Annotated in this window: 13 protein-coding genes; 2 read left to right on the top strand and 11 right to left on the bottom strand. The window is 71.3% G+C overall.

Annotated features, from left to right (window positions below):
• Nucleotides 1-40: 40 nt before the first annotated feature.
• The 11 genes from pstB to N4G66_RS22720 all read right to left on the bottom strand — a co-directional run bounded on the left by pstB (nt 41) and on the right by N4G66_RS22720 (nt 16279).
• Nucleotides 41-901, bottom strand: a complete 861-nt coding sequence (gene pstB / locus N4G66_RS22770) for a phosphate ABC transporter ATP-binding protein PstB (protein ID WP_261706011.1) — start codon at nt 899-901, stop codon at nt 41-43.
• Between the two features lie 179 nt (nt 902-1080).
• Nucleotides 1081-1989, bottom strand: coding sequence for a sortase (locus tag N4G66_RS22765; protein WP_261705996.1), 909 nt, complete (start codon nt 1987-1989; stop codon nt 1081-1083).
• 118 nt (nt 1990-2107) lie between these two features.
• A complete protein-coding gene (locus tag N4G66_RS22760; RefSeq protein ID WP_261705995.1) occupies nt 2108-4102 on the bottom strand; it encodes an Ig-like domain repeat protein in 1995 nt (664 codons plus the stop codon).
• A 137-nt stretch (nt 4103-4239) separates the two neighbouring features.
• Entirely contained in the window at nt 4240-6984 is a 2745-nt protein-coding gene (locus N4G66_RS22755) for a hypothetical protein (protein ID WP_261705994.1), read from the bottom strand.
• The gene (locus tag N4G66_RS22750) at nt 6984-8747 is read right to left on the bottom strand and encodes a substrate-binding domain-containing protein (RefSeq protein WP_261705993.1); all 1764 of its coding nucleotides are present in this window, start codon (nt 8745-8747) and stop codon (nt 6984-6986) included. The genes N4G66_RS22755 and N4G66_RS22750 overlap by 1 nt, the downstream gene beginning before the upstream one ends.
• Nucleotides 8747-10042, bottom strand: coding sequence for a phosphate ABC transporter permease PstA (pstA, locus tag N4G66_RS22745; protein ID WP_261705992.1), 1296 nt, complete (start codon nt 10040-10042; stop codon nt 8747-8749). The genes N4G66_RS22750 and pstA overlap by 1 nt, the downstream gene beginning before the upstream one ends.
• A 1-nt stretch (nt 10043) precedes the next feature.
• Entirely contained in the window at nt 10044-11228 is a 1185-nt protein-coding gene (gene pstC / locus N4G66_RS22740; protein ID WP_261705991.1) for a phosphate ABC transporter permease subunit PstC, read from the bottom strand.
• Between the two features lie 260 nt (nt 11229-11488).
• On the bottom strand, nt 11489-12568 hold the full coding sequence (locus tag N4G66_RS22735) for a hypothetical protein (protein ID WP_261705990.1): 1080 nt from the start codon (nt 12566-12568) through the stop codon (nt 11489-11491).
• 38 nt (nt 12569-12606) lie between these two features.
• A complete protein-coding gene (locus tag N4G66_RS22730) occupies nt 12607-13545 on the bottom strand; it encodes an N-acetylneuraminate synthase family protein (protein WP_261705989.1) in 939 nt (312 codons plus the stop codon).
• Nucleotides 13546-13559: 14 nt separating this feature from the next.
• Entirely contained in the window at nt 13560-14867 is a 1308-nt protein-coding gene (locus N4G66_RS22725; protein WP_261705988.1) for an N-acylneuraminate cytidylyltransferase, read from the bottom strand.
• Nucleotides 14868-14944: 77 nt separating this feature from the next.
• Nucleotides 14945-16279, bottom strand: a complete 1335-nt coding sequence (locus N4G66_RS22720) for a DUF6716 putative glycosyltransferase (protein ID WP_261705987.1) — start codon at nt 16277-16279, stop codon at nt 14945-14947.
• A 198-nt stretch (nt 16280-16477) separates the two neighbouring features.
• Between N4G66_RS22720 and N4G66_RS22715 the strand changes: the two genes are divergently transcribed.
• Nucleotides 16478-17455 (top strand): glycosyltransferase family 2 protein, encoded by a 978-nt coding sequence (locus N4G66_RS22715; RefSeq protein ID WP_261705986.1) that lies wholly within the window; start codon nt 16478-16480, stop codon nt 17453-17455.
• Nucleotides 17452-18765 carry an alpha-2,8-polysialyltransferase family protein gene (locus tag N4G66_RS22710; protein ID WP_261705985.1) on the top strand — a complete coding sequence of 438 codons (1314 nt, stop codon included), beginning with the start codon at nt 17452-17454 and terminating at the stop codon, nt 18763-18765. The genes N4G66_RS22715 and N4G66_RS22710 overlap by 4 nt, the downstream gene beginning before the upstream one ends.
• Nucleotides 18766-18842: the final 77 nt, after the last annotated feature.

The raw sequence follows: 18842 nt of genomic DNA, 5'->3' as shown, positions 1-18842 counted from the left end.
GTCCGGCGCGGGAGGGCCCGGTGCTGGTGGCGGGGCGGGGTCAGCCGAAGCGGCCCGCCACGTAGTCGGCTGTGCGGTGGTCCTTCGGGGTGCCGAAGATGTCGCCGGTGGGGCCGTGCTCGACGATGCCGCCCGGGGTGCCCTGCTCGGCGAGGAAGAAGGCGCACCGCTGGGAGACACGAGCCGCCTGCTGCATGTTGTGGGTGACGATCACGACGGTCACCTCGCCGGCGAGCTCGTGGATGGTCTCCTCGACACGGCGGGTGGACGTCGGGTCGAGCGCCGAGCACGGCTCGTCCATCAGCAGCACCCGGGGCCGTACGGCGAGAGCGCGGGCGATGCACAGACGCTGCTGCTGACCGCCGGAGAGCGCGCCGCCGGGCCGGCGGAGTCGGTCCCGTACTTCCTTCCACAGACCGGCCCTGGTCAGGCTCTCCTCCACCAGTTCGTCCTTCTCCCGGCGGCCCGTGCGCGTGCCGGTCAGGCGCAGGCCCGCGACCACGTTGTCGTAGATCGACATGGCCGGGAACGGGTTCGGCTTCTGGAAGACCATGCCGATCCGGCGCCGGGCCTCGGTCAGCCGCCGCTCGGGGGCGTAGATGTCCTCGCCGTCGAAGAGCACCTCGCCGGCCATCGCGGCGGAGGGGATCAGCTCGTGCATCCGGTTGAGGGTGCGCAGGAAGGTCGACTTGCCGCAGCCGGAGGGGCCGATCAGGGCGGTGACCTGTCCGGCGGGCATGGTGAGGGAGACGCGCTCCAGCACCAGGTGGCTGCCGAACCAGGCCGACACCTCGCGCGCGTCGAGCTCCGCGGGGGCGGCCGCCGGCCGGGCCGGGAGGGGCGCGTCCGACGGGACGGGCGGCAGCGCGACGGTGTCACCCGCGGCGGTTCCCGGGTCCATGACGGCGGTGGCGGCGGGCGCACGGCCGGTCCCGGCGGTGGCGGCCGGCACGCTGTCGGTCGGGGCGGTCTCGGTCGCGGCGCTGTCACGCGCGGCGGTCGCATCGGTCACGTCGGGCACCTCATGGCGGGATCGGGTCGGGCTCGGCTGGGTCACGGGGGTGGGGCCGGTCGGCGGTGTCACATCAGGTTCGGCAGCAGCTCGGTGGCGCGGGTCGCGACCTGGAGCCCGAGCACGGCGACGACCGGCGCGAACACGATCCAGGTCTGGTGGCGGCCCCAGCGGTGCCAGGCCCACACCGCGGCGACCGCCACGGCCACCAGCGCCTGGAGCCACATCACCAGCGGCCACGGCGTTCCGCCGGGGCGGGCCAGCGGCTGTTCGGCCTCGGGAAGCGTGCCGGAGCGGATGACCGCGGCCGGGGTCTGCGCGGGCGTGGAAACCAGCTCGGCGTCGACACGCAGCACTCCGCCGGGCATGAAGTCCGGTCCGGTGGCCGTGAGGAGGACCATGCGGCCCTTGCCCGAGTCGAGCGGGGCGGGCGCCGGGTCGCCGGCCCGCCGGATGCCGAAGACCTGGTACTTCGCCCTGCCCTGGCCGGTGGTCACGCTGAACGTGTCGCCGTCGGCGAGGTCGCCGAGGTGCTCGAAGGGAGCTCCGTAGGCGGCGGCACGGCCCATCAGCACGCTGGTGCCGGCCTGCCCCGGCATCGGGGTGTCCCGGCGGTGGCCGGGGCCGTCGGTCATGACGCCGGAGTCGGTGCCCTCGAGGACCACCTGGTGGACATGGAGGGCGGGGATGTCGATGAGCGCGAGCGGGGTGCCGGGGGCGAGCAGGGCGCCCTGCTGGTCGGTCTGGGCCACCGGCGCGGTGCCCAGGGCCAGTTGGGCCCGCAGGGAGTCGTACGCGGTGTGCTGCGCCGCTCGTTCCTGGAAGCCGCTGAGGAACAGCAGCTGGGCGGTGAGGCCGAGCAGCAGGGCCGCGAGGGTGAGCAGGCCGCCGCGGGCGAGGTGCCGGACGGCGGTGACGCTCCGAACACCCGGCCGCGGCGCGGGCGTTGCGAGCGTGGTCTGTACGGCGACCGTCACGGCGGCACGTCTCCTTCACTCAACTCATGGAACGGGTGGGGCGGAAGGCGGAAGGGGCCCCGCCGGGGAGCGCCCTGCTGGGCGCCCCCGGCGAGAGGGTGGTCCAACAGGCCGTGGATCAGGTGGACTTGATCCTGAACGTGATGCCGTTCTTCGAGTTCACCGTGGTGGAACCCGCGTACCAGGCGTGCAGGGTGTGCGTGCCGCGGGACAGCTTGGGCAGCTTGACGGTCACCTTGCCGCCGCTCAGGGTGCCGGTGGCGATGACGCGCGAACCCTCGTAGACGCGGACGGTGCCGGTCGGCGTGGTGCCGGTCGCGGTGACCTTGACGGTGACCTTGGCCTGCGAGAGGTGGCTGATCGAGGCCGGCGCCGTGGTGGTGACGCTCGGGGCCGCCTTCGAGACGGTCAGCGAGACGGTCCCGTTGGACGTCAGCAGCTTGCTGTTGCCCGCGTACGACACCGTGAGGCTGTGCTTGGCGACCTTGAGGTGGCTGGAGAGGCTGACGGAGACCTTGCCGGTGCTGTCCAGGGTGCCCGTGCCGAGGGTGGTGGTGCCCTCCTTCACGGTGACCGTGCCGGTCGGGACGACACCGTGCGTGTCGGCGACCGTGACGGCGACCTTCGGGGTCTTGCCGTACGCGGTCGTCGCGGTGGTCGCCTTCGTGGTGGTCGTGTACTTGATGTCGCCGGTCCAGGAGGCGACGGCGCCGCTGCCGTTGAGGTTGGCGGCGGAGACCGTGGCCGTGTAGTGGCCGAGGGCCAGACCGCTGAAGGTGTACGACGTGGTGGCGGCCGGGACGTCCTTGACGGCCACGACGGCGCCGTCCGAACCGGTCAGGGTCACGCGGTAGTCGGTGACCGGGAGTCCGGTGGCGGACGGGGCGGTCCAGTTCAGCCTGACGCTCGCGTCGCCGCGGGTGCCGCTCAGGACCGGCGCGGCCGGCGTGGAGGCGTCGACACCGGACTCCTCAAGGCCGCCGAGCTTGGCGTGCTTGGCGGGGTTGACCGAGCCGTTGTAGGACTCGTTCACGAAGCCGAACTTGGCGATGACGCCCTCGGCGGCGTCGGAGGCGAGGGCCGCCTCGTGGGTGCCGCTGGTGACGAAGACGTCGTAGAGGTCCTTGTCGAAGAAGATGCCGGCCGGGTCGATCGCCCGGGTCGGAACGACGTTGTAGACGTCGCGGCCGAAGGTGGCGTTCTCGTAGTAGGCGCCGACCGGGGCGAGCTTGCCGTTCACGGTGGCGATCGGGGTGGTGGCACCGGTGTCGCCGGGCAGCTGTACGGCGGCCAGGTGGGCGCCGGCGGCGGCCGCGGTGGTGCTGAAGTCCGGGGAGATGCCGTTGTTCTGGGCGATCCAGCTGCCCACGGAGAACGGGACGAGCGCGCCGTCCGCGTCGAGGGCGCCGTTGGCCTGGTTCTCCTGGACGGTCCCGACGTTCGGGGACAGCGTGGCGTCGGTGAGGCCGATGGCGCCGAGGAAGAACTTGCGGGTGCCGGAGCCGCTCTGCGGGATCTTCGGGTGCACGGTCTGGCCGTTCACCTCGGTCAGCGTGCCCGAGTAGATGTCGTGGAGCTGATCGACGGTCAGCGTGTTCAGGGCCGAGCCGCGAACCGCCACGCCGACCGCGTCCCGCGCGAACGGGATGTAGGTGAAGGCGGTTCCGGAGGTGCTCGGGCCGCTGGAGGAGCGGGCGAAGTCGACCTGGCCCTTGATGGAGACACCCGAGCTGTCGGGGAACTTGTCTCCGGTCAGCGACATGCTGAGGGCGAGGCGGCCCTTGCCGGAGCCGTTGGGGCGCAGGAAGGACGGGCCGCCCGTGCGGGTCTGGATGTTCGAGGTCGTGGAGCCTGTGCCCGGCTCGATCGCGTCGTAGGAGGCGACGCCCGCACCGCTCGCCGCCTTCACGGCGGTGGCCGTGTAGGCGTTGCCGTTGACCGTGTCACCGGCGAGGGCGTTGAGCACGTCCTGGGTGGTGTCGGAGCCCACGCCGACCAGCTTGCGGAAGGTGCCGGCGGGGGTGGGGTCGGCGGACGCCGGGCTCGCCAGAGCCAGCGTGCCGGACACCACGGCGGCGGCGACCATGGCCGCCGAAAGGCGCATCGTGCGCATTGAGAGTCTCCAGAGGGTGTGCGACGTGACGTCGGGAGGATCTGGCAGGGTGGTACGGGCCGTCCGCCCCGACTGCCTTTCGGGGCGGACGGCCGTCTGTGGGGAGCGCGGGCCCGGCGGGCCCGCGCTCCGCGAGCTCAGCTCCGCCCGGAAGGCAGCCACTTGCGCAGCCGCTCGGGCAGGGTGAACGCGGGGATGGTCACTCCACGGCCGCCGGGCAGCGGGACGCGCAGCGGAAGCCGCAGCCTGCCGCCACCGGCGAACGGCGCCCCGATGCCGGCGAAGGCGCCGAGCGCGGCCCCGACCGGGACGGCGTACCGCAAGGAGTTGGCCGGGTCGTCGGGCGTGGTGCCCAGCGCGGTGGTCTGTACGGCCTTGCCGCCGTCGTAGGACGGTGCGGCGCTCGGCTTCCCGCTCGCGCCGACGCTCGGCGTGGCGCCGCCGCTGCCATTGGCGTTGTCGCCGCCCGTGGAGCCGCCGGAGCCGGTGCCGCCCGATCCGCCGCCGGAGTCGCTGCCGCCCGTGGAGCCGCCTCCTGTGGTGCCGCCGTTCGATCCGCCGACGGAACCCGAGCCGTCGGAGGGCGTCGAACTGGGTCCGGTGTAGTGGACGAGGGCGTCGGCGGCCGTGGTCGCCTTGGTGCGCAGGGCGGCGGAGAGCGGGGCGTAGCCGGCCGGGAGCAGTCCCGGGTCGGCACCGTTGGTCTGTCCGTCACCGGTGGCGTACCGCAGCAGGGCCGCGTAGTCCTTGCGGGCGGCCGCGTCGACCTCGGCCGGGCGGACTGCCGCGTAGATGAGCTGGGCGAGCGGGTAGGCGCCCTCCGCGTCGGCCGTGGCCGGGGTGATCTCGGGAGCTCCGGTGCCGGTGGCGCCGGTGGCCGCCGCGGCCAGGGACACCGCTGAGGGGCCCACGAACTTGCCGGCGGTATTGCGCAGCCGGGCGGTCTGGAGGCCGTAGCGGGCGGCGGAGGCCGCGTCGGTGACGGTGATCACGAAGCGGGAGCCGACCGTCTGGGGTCCCGGGCTCTTGAATGCGGGCGGGTTGGCGAGCGCGTCCCAGCTGGACTTCCAGAGGGTGTCGGCACGCCGGGTGTGCAGGGCGCCGGAGTGCATGTCCTCGACGTAGGGGTGGAAGTCGGTCATGCACTGCTTGACGGTGGCGTCGGTGCCCGGCGGGATCGCGCACCAGGGGTCGCTCTTGGGGTAGTCGTCGGCGCTCGCGGGATCGAAGGCGATACCGGTCGGGTTCAGGTCCGCGCCGGTGCTGTAGTACGGGTTGACCCGGGTGCCCCAGTCGTCGGCGGCACCGGCGAGGAAGCCGCGGGCGTCCTTGTCGGAGAGGATCCACTGCCACAGTGCGCGGGCGGAGTCGCTGTGCCCGAGCGAGGTGATCAGGTCGGTGTCGGTGGACGGGGTCTCGGAGACCGACAGATCCGCGAACTCGGGGTTGAGGGAGATGAATTCGGGGTCGCTGGCCAGGCCGGCGGGGTTGGTCTTCGCCCAGTTGTAGCCGGTGGCCGTCCGGTCCCCGAGCACCGCTCCCCAGGGCGAGTTGCGGTACGACTCGGTGAGCAGTTTGGCGACCAGCCGCGGGGTGAGGTCGACGGACTCGACCTTGGTGCCCGCGAGTCTGCGGACGGAGTCCGGGGCGCCCGCCTTGGGTCTGCGTTCGACGGTGAACCCGATGACCGTTCCGGAGAGCGCGACGGGTGCGTACACCGTCGGGCCGGAGGGTGCCGTGGTCCCCGTGTCGGCTCCGAGGGCGCGGGTGGTGAAGGCGAGTCCGGAGGAGCCGTCGTTCGTGAGGCGGGCGCGGGTGTCCGGCTCGCCCAGCTCGGTGTAGCCGTACACCGTGCCGGTCGGGCACAGGGCCGCCTGCCAGCTGGTCATCGCGTCGGCGGCGAGTTCGCTGCCGGTGGTGGCGCGCTCCTTCGCGCCGAGCGCGCAGTTGGTGCCGACCGGGTTGAAGCCGAGCGGGATCGCGACGCGGTTCTTCCAGTTGGTGGAGGAGACCGGGGACCCGGCGTTGACCTGACTGTGGTCGGCGTACGGGCTGCCGTCCAGGTCGAGATGGCCCTGCGGGACGATGACCAGCCAGCAGGAGCGCGGCTTGGTGTCGCCGTTGGCGGTGACCGGCAGACCGCAGCCCAGGTGCGGGGCCTCGTTGGCGGTCTGGACCTCGAAGTACTCCTTGCCGGTGCCGTCGGCGCCGGTGCGGGCGAAGTCGACCTCGTTGGTGGTGTTGCGGTTGAAGAAGGCGTTGCTCTGGGTGCCGGAGGTGATCACCGTGCCGTCGACGGACTTGAAGGGCACCTCGCCCGGGGCGTTGGGGTTGGCCGCCCCGTACCGGTTGTCCTGGCCGTAGTTGGCGGGATCGGCGCTGTAGAAGACCTTGCGGGTGTCGTCGTAGTCGTTGCCGGGCCAGCTGCCCCGGTCGGTGGTCGGGGAGGCGCCGTACTGGCACTGGGTGCGCGCGGGGCCCGGGTTGGACGGCACCGTGCCGTCGTCGTCGCCCCAGCACTGCATGATCTGCACGAAGTCGGTGTTGAACGACGTGCCGGCGAAGGTGGTCGGGGTGCCGTCCGACCAGGAGACCGTGACCGCCTGACTGGTCAGGTGGGTGGTCTGGTCGACGGTGAACTTCATGTCCTTGAACTCGCCTCGGCCGAAGACCGTGACGGCCGAGGAGGTGGTGCCCGCGGCGGACGCGGCGGACGCCGGGGCGGCCGCCTGGGCCACGCCGAGGCCGGCGAGGGCGCCCACGGCTGCTCCGGCGACGACGCGCAGGAGCAGCCGCCGGACGCGGAGCACCGCGGGTCTCGCGCCGCCGGGTTCTGTGATGCGGGGTTCTGTGATGCGGGGTTCTGTGATGCGGGAGTTCATCATTTCCGCCCCTCTCCGGCGTCCTTGCCGGCGCCGCGCCCGGCGATCGCCCGGGACACCACAGTGGGCAGCAGGACGAGCCCGAGGACCAGGAAGGCGGCGATGAGCATCAGCGTCTGGGTGCTGGTCCAGCCCTGGCTGCCGGCCACGGAGACCGGCTGGGCGAGCGCGATGGTGTCGTTCACCGCACCGGTGCCGCCGCCTCCGCCGTTGCCGCCCGAGGAGCCCGACCCCGAGCCGCCGCCCGTACCGGGCGAGAGCGTCTGTCCGGTGTCCGGGTCGACGACCGGCGCGGAGCCGCCGCCGGTACCGCCTCCCGCGGCTGTGCCGCCACCGCCCGAACTCCCGCCGGTGGTACCGCCGTTCGCGCTACCGCCGGTGGAACCGCCCGAGGTGGAACCGCCGCTCGTGCCGCCCGTGGAGCCCGAACCGCCGGAGCTGCCGCCCGCCTTGGCTCCACCGCTGCCGGTGGTGCAGGCCGGGGCGCCCTTCTTGTCGCAGGCGGCCGGGTAGGGAGCGGTGTCGGCGAGCTTGTTGTGCCCGTCGCTGGAGAAGGTCGGGTTGTTGCAGCCCTTGAGGTTGATGCTCTGGGCCTGCACGCCCGGGATGCGGCGGATCTGGTCGAAGCCCGCCTTCACCAGGTTGATCGGCAGGGGCGAGTAGCCGAGCGAGGGCGCCTGCTGCTGGCCCTGGCACATGAAGTAGTACGAGAACGCGCCGAGCGTCTTGCCCTTGGCCTTGGTGAAGGTGCCCTGCACCTTCAGGGGCAGGATCATGTACGAGTAGCTGGACAGCGGGTAGTTGCGCCGGTCGGAGTCGTTGTAGACGCCGTCGAGCTTCTGGGTGAGGTAGTCCGCGGAGCTCTTGTCGGTGTTGATCTTCGCCTTGAGCAGCGAGACCGCGACGTTCTGCGGGGTCGGCTCGGTGTAGTAGCCCGCGTGGTTGAGGACCTTCGCGACCGGATAGTGCGCGTTCAGGGCGTACGAGTAGTTGACGTACCCGATCGCGCCCTCGCCGTAGTTCTGGGCGACGTAGCCCGCGACACCGAGGTCGCCCGACTGGGCGATCATGCCGGGGACGGTCGGGTAGTACGAGGTCTGCCCGCAGGCTCCGGAGCGGCCGACCTTGTGGCAGTAGGACTGCCAGAGCGACTTGTGCTGGTTGGCCATCCACATCGTGAACTGGGCCGTGGAGCCGGAGCCGTCGGACCGTACGACGGGGACGACCGTGCGGTGCGGGAGCTGGAGCCCGGGGTTGTCGGCCTTGATGACCGGGTCGTCCCAGGTCTTGATGACACCGGTGAAGATCTTGGTGACCACGTCGCCGGACAGGCGCAGGTTGGTGACCCGCTTGCCGTTGACGGTCAGGTGGTACATGAAGACGGTGCCGCCGGCCACGATCGGCATGTAGGCGTACGACCCGGACGCGGGCCGTTCCGCGGCCGAGCCGTCGGTCGGGTGGGTCTGGAACGGGATGTCCGAGACGGCGAAGTCGACGGTGCCGCTGAGGAACTGACGGCGGCCGTCGGAGGAACCGGTGCCGGCGTAGCTGATCCGCATGCCGTACTGGTTGACGGCGCGGCGCCATTCGTCGACGGCGTTCTCGGCCCAGGTGGAGCCGGCGCCGGATATCGGCGTGTAGCTGTCGGCGGCGGCCGGGGCCGCCAGCGGACCGGCCAGCAGCGCGGCGATCACGCCGAGCAGCGCGCCGAGCGTCCCGAGTGCCCGAAGGCGCCCGAGGGCGGTGTGGAGGTGGCTGCGCATCAGTCGGTCTCTCCGGTGGCGGGGGCGGACAGGGCGGTTCCCGTGGGGTGCGGTCCCCCGGGGCTCTCGAACAGGGACAGGCCGGGCGCGTGCAGGTCCTCGAAGCGCCGTACGTCCTGCCGTGAGGCGCGGGCGGTACGGCGGGCCTGGCGCTTGGTCTGGTGACCGGGGCCGCGCCCGCCGATCACCCGGGCGATCACGAACAGCACCAGGACGAGGGCCATCAGGACAGCGGCGGCGCCGAAGCCGCGGGCGATCATCGTGGGCTCGGGCGACTTGACGAAGTTGAAGACCGCGAGCGGCAGCGAGACCATCGGCCCGCTGGTCGGGTCCGCGTTGAGCGCGGCGGTGAAGCCGGCGGTGAGCAGGACGGGCGAGGTCTCACCGATTCCGCGGGCGGTGCCGAGGATGACGGCGGTGGCGAGGCCCGAGCGGGCGGTGGGCAGTACGACGTGCCACACCGTGCGCCAGCGCGGCGCTCCGAGTGCCTCGGCCGCCTCGGTGAGGTTGCCCGGCACCAGGCGCAGCACCACGTCGGAGGCCCGGATGACGATCGGCAGCATCATCACGCTGATCGCGAAGCCCGCCGCGAGGCCGGACTTCTGCATGCCGAGGCCGAGGATCCAGGTGGCGTACACCATCAGACCGGCGACGATCGAGGGCAGCGCGGTCATCGCCTCGACGATCGTCCGGACGAACCTGGAGAACCGGCCCGGGATCTGATTCAGATACACGGCGCAGGCGAGGCCCAGTGGCACGGTGATCGCGAGCGCGATGGCGATCATGGTGAGTGTGCCGAGCATCGCGTGGGCGATGCCGCCGTGGGTGAGCGGGTCGAGCGGGCCCGAGGCCTGCATGTCCTCGGTGAAGAAGTTGGCGTGCGGCAGGGCTTCCTTGCCGCGCCACCCGGTGAAGCCGACGACCATGAAGAGGCCGGAGAACAGCAGCGCGGCCGCCGTCCACAGCACGACCGTCATCACCCGGTCGCGTACGGCCTGGCCGTCCTCGTCGAGCCCGGTCAGTACCGCGTAGATCGCCAGGAAGACGACGTAGGCGGTGACGGTGAAGCCCAACGCGCCTGAAAACGGGGCGAGTTGTCCGAACAGCAGGACGGTGACGCAGAGTCCGGAGGCGGCGGCACCGCACAGGGACAGCACCCCGGCGCGGCTGACGCCGCCGATGCGGCGCGGCCGGAGGGGCTCCGGCGCGTGCCGCGCCTGCTCCACCGCGATGTCCGCGGGCGCCGGCGCGGCGTCGCGCACGCCGGACAGGGACGTTTCTTCGATGACGGTCATCTCATGCCTCGCTCTGCGCGCCGGAGCGGCTGCGGGCCACCACGGAGGAGGCGGTGAAGTTGACCGCCAGGGTGAGCAGGAACAGCGCCAGGCCGGCCGCCATCAGCGCCGACATACCGAAGGTGGAGGCGTCGCCGTAGTGCAGGGCGATCAGCGAGGAGACCGAGTTCGAGCCGGTCTGCAGGATGTGGAGCTGGATGGTGAAGACCGGCGAGATGATCATGTACACCGCGATCGTCTCGCCGAGCGCCCGGCCGAGCCCCAGCATCGTGCCGCCGATGATGCCGCCCTTGCCGTACGGCAGGACGACCGCGCGGATCATTCCCCAGCGGGTGGCGCCGAGCGCGTAGGCGCCCTCGCGTTCGCCCGCCGGGGCCTGCGAGAAGACCTCGCGCATCACCGAGCACTGGATCGGCGCGACCATCAGGGCGACGACGATCCCGGCGATGAAGGTGGAAGCCGTGTAGACGCTTTCCGACGCGAGCGGTTCGCCCGGCTGGGCACCGTCCACCTGGAACAGGGGGATCCAGCCGAACCAGGTGGACAGCCAGCGCGACAGGCCGATCACGTGCTGCTGGAAGAAGAACAGCCCCCACAGCCCGTACACCACCGAGGGGACGGCCGCCATCAGGTCGACCATCGACACCAGAGTGCGGCGCAGTCCGGGCGGGGCCACGTCGGAGATGAACAGCGCGGCCCCGACGGCCAGCGGCACGGAGATCGACACCGCGACCAGGGCGATCAGGATGGTGCCGGTCATGACGGCCGCGATGCCGAAGTTGTGGACGTCCGGCTGCCATTCGGCGGTGGTGAGGAAGGCGAAGCCCCGGGCGCGCAGTGCCTGACCGGCCCTCAGGAGGAGGAAGAGGCCGACCCCCGCCATGACGGCGAGGACGGCGATGCCGGTGGCCGTGAGCTGGTACCGGAAGACGCGGTCACCGAGACCGCGGGCCGCGTTGAGCCGTCGGGGAGTGAGCTCCTGGACCTCCGGCCGGCCGGGGACGGCCTCGCCGGTCCCTGACCCCTCGGTCCCCGCCCCGCCCGGCTCCGCTCTTCCCGGCTCCGGTCTGTCGGACTCCGCTCTGTCGGGCTCCGCTGTCCCGGTCCCCGGTATGCCGGATGCCGGTTCTCCGGACTCGGATCTTCCGGACTCCGGTCTGTCGGACTCCTCTTGCGCGGACGCCACGTGCTGTCCCCCATTCCGGAAACGGAACCCCCGCGCGGTCCACTGTCGGTACCGCGCGCTGCGATTCAATGGCCGGATCGTGTCGCCCCAACGCGTGCGTTGTGGAGAACTGGTGAACAGCACACGGCTGTTCGGTGCGTTCGTCGTGGAGGATGGGCGGAGGACGGCCCGATGATGCGCGTAGATCGCGGTATGGACCAACAGAAGAGCCCGGCGCGGTGCGCCGAGCTCTGAACGCCTGAATGTACTTGTGGCTTGAACTAGATGGTGGATACCGCCGAGAGACGGTGGACGTCCCGGGCCGTCCCGGTGACCCCGGACAGGAAACCCTGCGCCCGTGGCGAGGCGTTCTCGGTCAGCCAGCTCGGGTCGATGTCGCAGACCGCGACGCGCACATCGGTGCCGACGAGGGCGAGCGGCAGCGTGTGCACGACCGTCGACGGGAAGCTCAGGATCGTCCGGCCGATGGGGCCGCGCCGGGCGATCAGTTCGAGCGGCAGGTCGGGACGGACGATTTCCAGACCCGTCTCGACGGCAAGCCGGTGCAGCTTGTCGCTGCTCTCGCGGCGGTGTGCGAAGTAGCGGGTCGCGCCGTGCGCCTTGGCGAGCGCGCGGACCGCCTCCAGATAGCGGTCCGGGTCGACCACGCCCGTCTCGACGAGCGAGGTGCCGACCAGGTCCGCGCCCTTGGTGATGCGCGGCGGGCCGAACCGGGCCCGGGTCCAGGAGAAGTCGTTGGCGGTGACGCGGACACCGTCCGGTGCCGATTCGATCGGCATCGAGGAGAAGACCTCGACCGTACGGCGGTCACTGGGCGTCAGCCGGCGGCGGGCCGAGGCGGACACGGGAGCGAAGAGAACGTCCCGCGGACCGCGGCGGCCCCCGCGCCTGTGCCAGCGCACCAGGCGTTCACCGCGGGCGAGCTGGGCGACGAACTCCATCGTCGCCGTGCCGTCGTCGACCACGACCAGGTCCTGCGCCCGGGTGATGGTCAACAGCAGCTGCACATAGCGGGAGAACGGGTCCCCCATGACGATCCGCCGGGCCCTGCGCAGCATCGGGGCCAGTCCCCCGATGGTGTGGAACGGGGCCGTGGTGCCGCCGCGCGCCTCCTCCCAGCGGACCGCGTGGCCCTCGTCGCGGGCCAGTTCCGCCATCCGGCGGAGCTGGCCGCGGGTCATCGGGTCGTTGGGAGACAGGACGACGAGGGTGAGCCCCGCGCCGGGCGCCGCACCGTTGTGGGCGTGCGCGTGCGCCCACTCCAGCACGTTCAGGAGCTGTACCGGACTCTCGACGAAGGCGAGAGTGGTGGAGCCGGTGGAACCGGCGCGGGGGCTCATCGGCGTACGACCGTCCCGTCGTAAGGAATTCAGGACGTTCAGACCGAGACGGGCTCGCCCGCGGCCGCGGCGATCTCCGCCTCGGCGACGACGCCCGTGACGCGGCGCAGCTTCTTCATCGGGCCGAGCTCGGACTCGTAGACCTTCTTGACGCCGTCACCGAGGGAGGCCTCGATGGTGCGGATGTCGCGGACGAGGCGGGTCAGGCCCTGCGGCTCGACGGAGGCGGCCTGGTCGGAGCCCCACATCGCGCGGTCCAGGGTGATGTGACGCTCGACGAAGGCGGCACCGAGGGCGACCGCGGCGAGGGTGGTCTGCAGGCCCGTCTCGTGGCCGGAGTAGCCGATCGGAACGTTCGGGTACTCGGCCTGCAGGGTGTTGATGACGCGGAGGTTGAGCTCCTCGGCCTGCGCCGGGTAGGTCGACGTGGCGTGGCACATCAGGATGTTGTCGCTGCCGAGGACCTCGACCGCGTGGCGGATCTGCTTCGGGGTGGACATGCCGGTGGAGAGGATGACCGTGCGGCCGGTGCCGCGCAGCGAGCGGAGCAGCTCGTCGTCGGTCAGGGAGGCGGAGGCGACCTTGTGGGCCGGGACGTCGAACTTCTCCAGGAAGGCGACGGCCTCGGTGTCCCACGGGGAGGCGAACCAGTCGATGTTCCTGCTCTTGGCGTACTCGTCGATCTGGCGGTACTCGTCCTCACCGAACTCCACACGGTGGCGGTAGTCGATGTAGGTCATGCGGCCCCAGGGGGTGTCGCGCTCGATGTCCCACTGGTCGCGCGGGGTGCAGATCTCCGGGGTGCGCTTCTGGAACTTGACGGCGTCGCAGCCTGCCTCGGCGGCGGCGTCGATGAGCTTGAAGGCGTTCTCGAGCTCACCGTTGTGGTTGATGCCGATCTCGCCGACGACGTAGACGGGGTGACCCGGGCCGGCGGTCTTCGAACCGAAGTTGCGCAGACGGGAGTTGGTGCTCATGGCGGGGAAGTTCCTTACTTGTCGAGGGAGTCGAGAGAGGGGCCGAGGATCCAGCTGGCGATCTCTCGGATCGCGCCGTCGCCGCCGGGGACGGTGGTGACCGCGCGTGCGGCGCCGCGCACGACGTCGTGGGCGCTCGCGACCGCCACCGGCCAGCCCACGAGGGCGAAGCAGGGGAGGTCGTTGACGTCGTTGCCGACGTAGAGCACGCGCTCAGGCGCGATGCCCTGCTCCTCGCACCACTGCTTCAGTGCGAGGTCTTTCCGGTCGATGCCGTGCAGGACCGGGATCTTGAGCTTCCGGGCCCGGGCGGCGACGACCGGGTTCTGTTCCGTGGACAGGATCAGCATCGTCAGCCCGCTCCTGCGGAGGGCGGCGATACCGAGGCCGTCCCCGCGGTGCACGGAGACGAACTCCCGTCCGTCGGAGTCGATCAGCACCCTGTCGTCGGTCTGGGTGCCGTCGAAGTCGAGGACGACCGCGTCGATGTCTTCGGCGGTCGGGAGCGAACCGGGCCGGTTCGCGTCGAAGAGGGGGGCCAGCGCGCGGGCGCGGGCGAGGTCGTGCGGGTCGTCGATCTCCAGCACGCGGGCCGGGTCGGTGCGCACGAGTTCGGTGCGGCCGAAGAAGCGGTGCTTCGCCACGCGGAAGCCGTTCGCCTCCATGGCGTAGACCGCGCCGGTCTCCAGGAGGTCCTGGGGGCGGTCCTGGCGGCGCGGGCGGAAGGACTTGTCGTGGTTGACGCCGTAGCCGCCGCTGGTGGCGGTGTCCGTGACCAGGGTGTCGGTGCCGCCGTCGACGGCGGCCCGCTCGGTCTCGACGGCCACCGCGGCGGCGGGCTCGTCGTCCCCGTCGCGCCACACGAAGCCGTGGAAGGGGGCCACGGTCAGCGCCGTGTCTGCGCCGCCCGCGAGGATCGCGTCCACGACGCCGTCCACGTCCTCGCGGATGATGAACGGGCTGGTGCACTGGACGAGCAGCACCACGTCGACCGGGGAGCCGTGCAGCGCCTCATGGGTGTCCATGGCGTGCAGGACGGCGGCCTCCGAGGTGGCGGTGTCCCCGGCGATGGCGGCGGGACGCAGCACGACCTCGGCGCCGGCCTGGCGGGCGGCCGCCGCGATGGCCTGGTCGTCGGTGGAGACGACCACGTCCGTCACGAGGCGGGCGGCGCGGCACTCGCGCACCGCACGGGCCACCAGCGGCACACCGCCGACGGGGAGGAGGTTCTTCGCGGGCACGCCCTTGGAGCCGCCGCGCGCGGGGATCACCGCGAGTACGCGGCGCACCGGCGCGGCTTGGCCCGCTTCCGAGTTGGTCATGCGCTGTTCTCCTTGACGAGGGAGGCGAGGAAGGCGTGAGGGGGCGAAGGGCCGCGGGCTGCCCGCTGTCGGGGCGCTCACAGTTCGCCCATCCGCCGGATCACCGGTGCCACGCGCTGGACGCCGTGGCGGTAGGCGCCGCGGGCGGCCCGGCGCACGATCTGCCGTACGGGGCTGGGCTCCCGGTCCGCCACGGGGGCGCCGGGCAGCGGGCTGCCGTCCGGGCCGAGGTGGTGGCGGGCGAGGATGCCGGGCAGATAGCCGGGCGCGGTGACGGGGGTGTAGTAGGGGGCGAGCGGCGGCAGCTCGTCCGCCGCGAGCAGTCCGGTGATGCGCTGCCGTGCCGCGTCGAAGGCCGTCTCGTACGATCCGTCGGCGGCGACGCCCTGCCGGGCCACCCACTCCGGGTCGGGCACCGGCCGGTGCCCCGCGTCGAGCTGGTCCCAGGAGGCGAGGCAGCCGGAGCCCACGAAGTGGTGGTTGCCGAGCGCCTCGCGCACCCCGAGGTCGCTGAGGACGACGGTGGGGATACGGCGGTGCAGGGACTCCAGGGCGGCGGTGGAGCTGATGGTGACCAGCAGGTCGGTGCGGTCGAGGACCTCGCCCATGTGCCCGTACACCAGGCGGAAGTTGGCCGGCGGGTCCGCCTTCTGCACCAGCTTCTGGTACGGCAGCTCCTCGATGTGCGTGGTGTGTTCGCCCGGCCTGGAGCGCAGCTTGAGCAGGACCTCGCGGTCCGGGTGCAGCCGCGCGTGGCGGATCAGCCGGTCCAGCAGGTACGTGCGGTCCTTGCGGCTCTCCGGTACGGAGGGCTGGGCGGCAAAGACGACCGTGCAGGGCCGCCCCGGCTTCGCGGACGGGTCGTTCTCCGTGTACGTCGCCCCGCCGAGGAAGGGCAGCGCGACCTCGGTCACCGACCCGGCCTCGGCGCCGACCCCCTCGTACACGGCCCGGAAACGGTCCGCGTCCTGGCGGGAGTTGGCGAGGACGAGGTCCGCGCCGTGCCGCAGCAGCAGCCCGTCGGCGAGCTTCTCGTAGACGACGCCGACATAGCCGGTGACGACCAGGGGCCGCTTCGTCCGCCCGTCCCAGGCGCGGGCCAGACCGTGCAGCACCGCCTGGACGGCGCCGCCGACCAGGGCGAGGACGACCACGTCGTAGGCACAGTCCTCCTTGCCCAGCTCGCGCAGGAACTCGACGGCCGTGACCTCGCGGAGGGAATCCGCGCGGACGCCGACCTCTTCGAGCTGGCGGGCGGTCGGGGTGGCACGGCCGCGCAGGAGGAATCCGTCGAGGCGGATGTCCGATTCGGCCGGGGAAATGCGGTTCGCGGTGAGCGAGCCCCATTTCCACCTGGTGTCGGAATCCGCGAGGACGGCCACTCGCAGGGACTTCGTGGTACTTGCTGGCACGTCCTAGACGCTAGGAACCCAATTCGAGGAGCGGCCCAACCCGAATGCAACAAACGGTTAACAGCACATCGACGAATGGGGAATCAGCCCAGGATCGGCTGAGAAAACGACGCGGTTCACTATTCCGCCACGCGTCGTTCACCTGACATCTCACCAACGGTAAAGACGAATGCCGGGCGGCCATCTACCGTCAAGCAGGTGGTCAAGCTCTCCGTCATCCTGCCATTCTTCAATGTGCAGAGATATGCCCCAGAAGCCCTGAAGAGCCTGCGCGCGAACACGCGGGACGACTTCGAATTCATACTCATCGACGACTGTTCGACCGATGGGACGCGCGAGATCGTGGAGCGCGCGGCTCGCGATCTCCCGGGCGCCGTGCACATACGGCGCACGGAGAGCGGGGTGTCCGCCGCGCGCAATACGGGAATCGACGCCGCCAGCGGTGAGTACCTGACGTTCCTCGACGGCGACGACTGGGTCGCTCCCGGCTACTTCGAACAGCTGCTGGCCGGCATCGAGAAGCTGGGCTGCGATTTCATGCGCACCGACCATGTGCGGTGCACCGGCACCGAACGGGTCATCCACCGGGTGCCCTTCGGGCTGCGGAACACCGTCGTGTCGCCGCGCGACACGATCCTGCCGGACAACCGCTCGACACCCGTCGACTACCCGTACTCCTGGGCGGGCATATACCATCGCAGGCTCGTCGACCGCGGCCTGTTGCACTTCCCCGAGCACCTGCACACCGCCGAGGACCGGCCCTGGATCTGGCGCCTGCACCGTGAGGCGGAGTCCTTCGCCGTGGCCGGAGGGCTGCTCGGGATCTTCTACCGGCGCGGCGTGACCTCGTCCCTGACCCAGATAGGCGACGTACGCCAGCTCGATTTCATACGGGCGTTCGACCAGGTGATAGCGGAGACCGAGCAGGACCGGGATGCCGACCTCTATCTCCCGAAGGCCGTTCGCACGTACTGCGCGATCATCGCCCACCACCTCAACACGATAGAGAAGTTCGAACCGGCGGTGGCCCGCAGGTTGCGCACCCTGAGCGCGGCGGCCCTCAAGCGCCTGCCGCAGGACCTTCTCGACGACGCCCTGGATTCGATGGACTGGGAGCGCGCCTCGCGACTGCGGAGACTGCGACGCCGCCCGGTGACGGAGGCCGCTACCGCATGACCACCCAGATCTTCTGCGCCTCCACGCTCTACGGAGTCGCCACGCTCGCCGCGGCCATCGACGCCGACTGCTTCCGCCCCGCCGACCGGCGCATCCTGCTGGTCTCCAACAATGCGGGAAACCCTGAAGTCACCAGCGCAGTCGACGAGATGCCGGGCTTCGCGGCGCTGCGCGACCGCTTCGACGACGTCCTGTCGTGGAACGAGACCATCGCGCCCTTCCACCCCGGCGGCTGGTCGCCACGGCCCGACGACACCCCGCTGTGGGAGCGGCATCTGCGGCTGCTGTGGGGCCTCGGGGACGACGACGTCGAGCTGGCCGTGGAGTCCATCCAGGTCAACCCCGCCCTCGCCGTCAGCCAGATCTTCTCTCTGGCGCACATCGACGTGTATGCGGACGGCCTGATGAGCTACGGCCCCACCCGCTTCAAGATCGACCCGTTGGTCGGCACCCGCGTGCGCCGTCTGCTGCACCTGGACCTGGTGCCCGGTCTGAAGCCGCTGCTGCTCACCGAGTTCGGCGTGGCACCGGAGACGGTACCGACGGACGCCTTCCTGAAGGTGCTCGGCGCCATCGGCGGCTCGACGGCCGATCTGGCCGAACTGCCCGACGACTCCGCCCTGCTGCTCGGCCAGTACCTGTCGGCGCTCGACATCCTCACGCCCGAGGAGGAGGAGGAGCTGCACGTATTGATGCTGCGGGGCGCCGTCGCCCAGGGGCACCGTCAGGTGATCTTCAAGCCGCACCCCACCGCGCCCGCCCGCTACGGCCGGGCCCTGGAGGAGGAGGCCGAGCGGCTCGACGTCCGGCTGACCGTCCTCGACGTACCCGTGCTGGCCGAAGTGCTCTACGAGCGCATCCGGCCCGCTCTCGTCGTCGGCTGCTTCTCCACCGCGCTGTTCACCGCGAAGACCTTCTACGGACTGTCCACCGCGCGTGTCGGTACCAGAGTCCTGCTGGAGCGGCTCAGCCCGTACCAGAACAGCAACCGCGTCCCGGTCACGCTGGCCGACGCGCTGCTGCCCGATCTGGAGAGCGGGCGGACGGCGGAGATCGGGGAGCTGACGGGCCTGGTCGAGACGGTCGGGTTCATGATGCAGCCACAGATCTACCCGGGCCTGCATCGGACGGCCACCGCTTACCTCACCCACCGTCCGGCCGACACCGGCCACTACTTCAAGCGCCGTCGGCTCACCGCGCTCGACCTGCCCGGCGGGGTACCGACCCGGCTCGCCTTCATTCCGCGCAACGCCACGGTGCGGCGGGTGGCGCGACGGGTGCGCACCATCAAGCGGACGACACTCGGATAGGCGGTCGCACGCATATTCCCAACTCGCTCAGAAATCAAGAGGCTTACCGAATCTTTCACTCCTCGTTAACTGTACGT

It is taken from the genome of Streptomyces rhizosphaerihabitans (genome assembly GCF_025399795.1).
Lineage (GTDB): Bacteria > Actinomycetota > Actinomycetes > Streptomycetales > Streptomycetaceae > Streptomyces > Streptomyces rhizosphaerihabitans.
Note: the sequence above shows the minus strand (reverse complement) of the source record. Positions and strands in the feature narration are given on the sequence as shown.

Excerpts from the sequence above, each read along its gene's own strand:
- pstB (WP_261706011.1), bottom strand. The coding sequence starts at position 901 with ATGGACCCGGGAACCGCCGCGGGTGACACCGTCGCGCTGCCGCCCGTC.
- N4G66_RS22760 (WP_261705995.1), bottom strand. The coding sequence starts at position 4,102 with ATGCGCACGATGCGCCTTTCGGCGGCCATGGTCGCCGCCGCCGTGGTG.
- N4G66_RS22755 (WP_261705994.1), bottom strand. The coding sequence starts at position 6,984 with ATGAACTCCCGCATCACAGAACCCCGCATCACAGAACCCCGCATCACA.
- N4G66_RS22750 (WP_261705993.1), bottom strand. The coding sequence starts at position 8,747 with ATGCGCAGCCACCTCCACACCGCCCTCGGGCGCCTTCGGGCACTCGGG.
- pstA (WP_261705992.1), bottom strand. The coding sequence starts at position 10,042 with ATGACCGTCATCGAAGAAACGTCCCTGTCCGGCGTGCGCGACGCCGCG.
- N4G66_RS22735 (WP_261705990.1), bottom strand. The coding sequence starts at position 12,568 with ATGAGCCCCCGCGCCGGTTCCACCGGCTCCACCACTCTCGCCTTCGTC.
- N4G66_RS22730 (WP_261705989.1), bottom strand. The coding sequence starts at position 13,545 with ATGAGCACCAACTCCCGTCTGCGCAACTTCGGTTCGAAGACCGCCGGC.
- N4G66_RS22725 (WP_261705988.1), bottom strand. The coding sequence starts at position 14,867 with ATGACCAACTCGGAAGCGGGCCAAGCCGCGCCGGTGCGCCGCGTACTC.
- N4G66_RS22710 (WP_261705985.1), top strand. The coding sequence starts at position 17,452 with ATGACCACCCAGATCTTCTGCGCCTCCACGCTCTACGGAGTCGCCACG.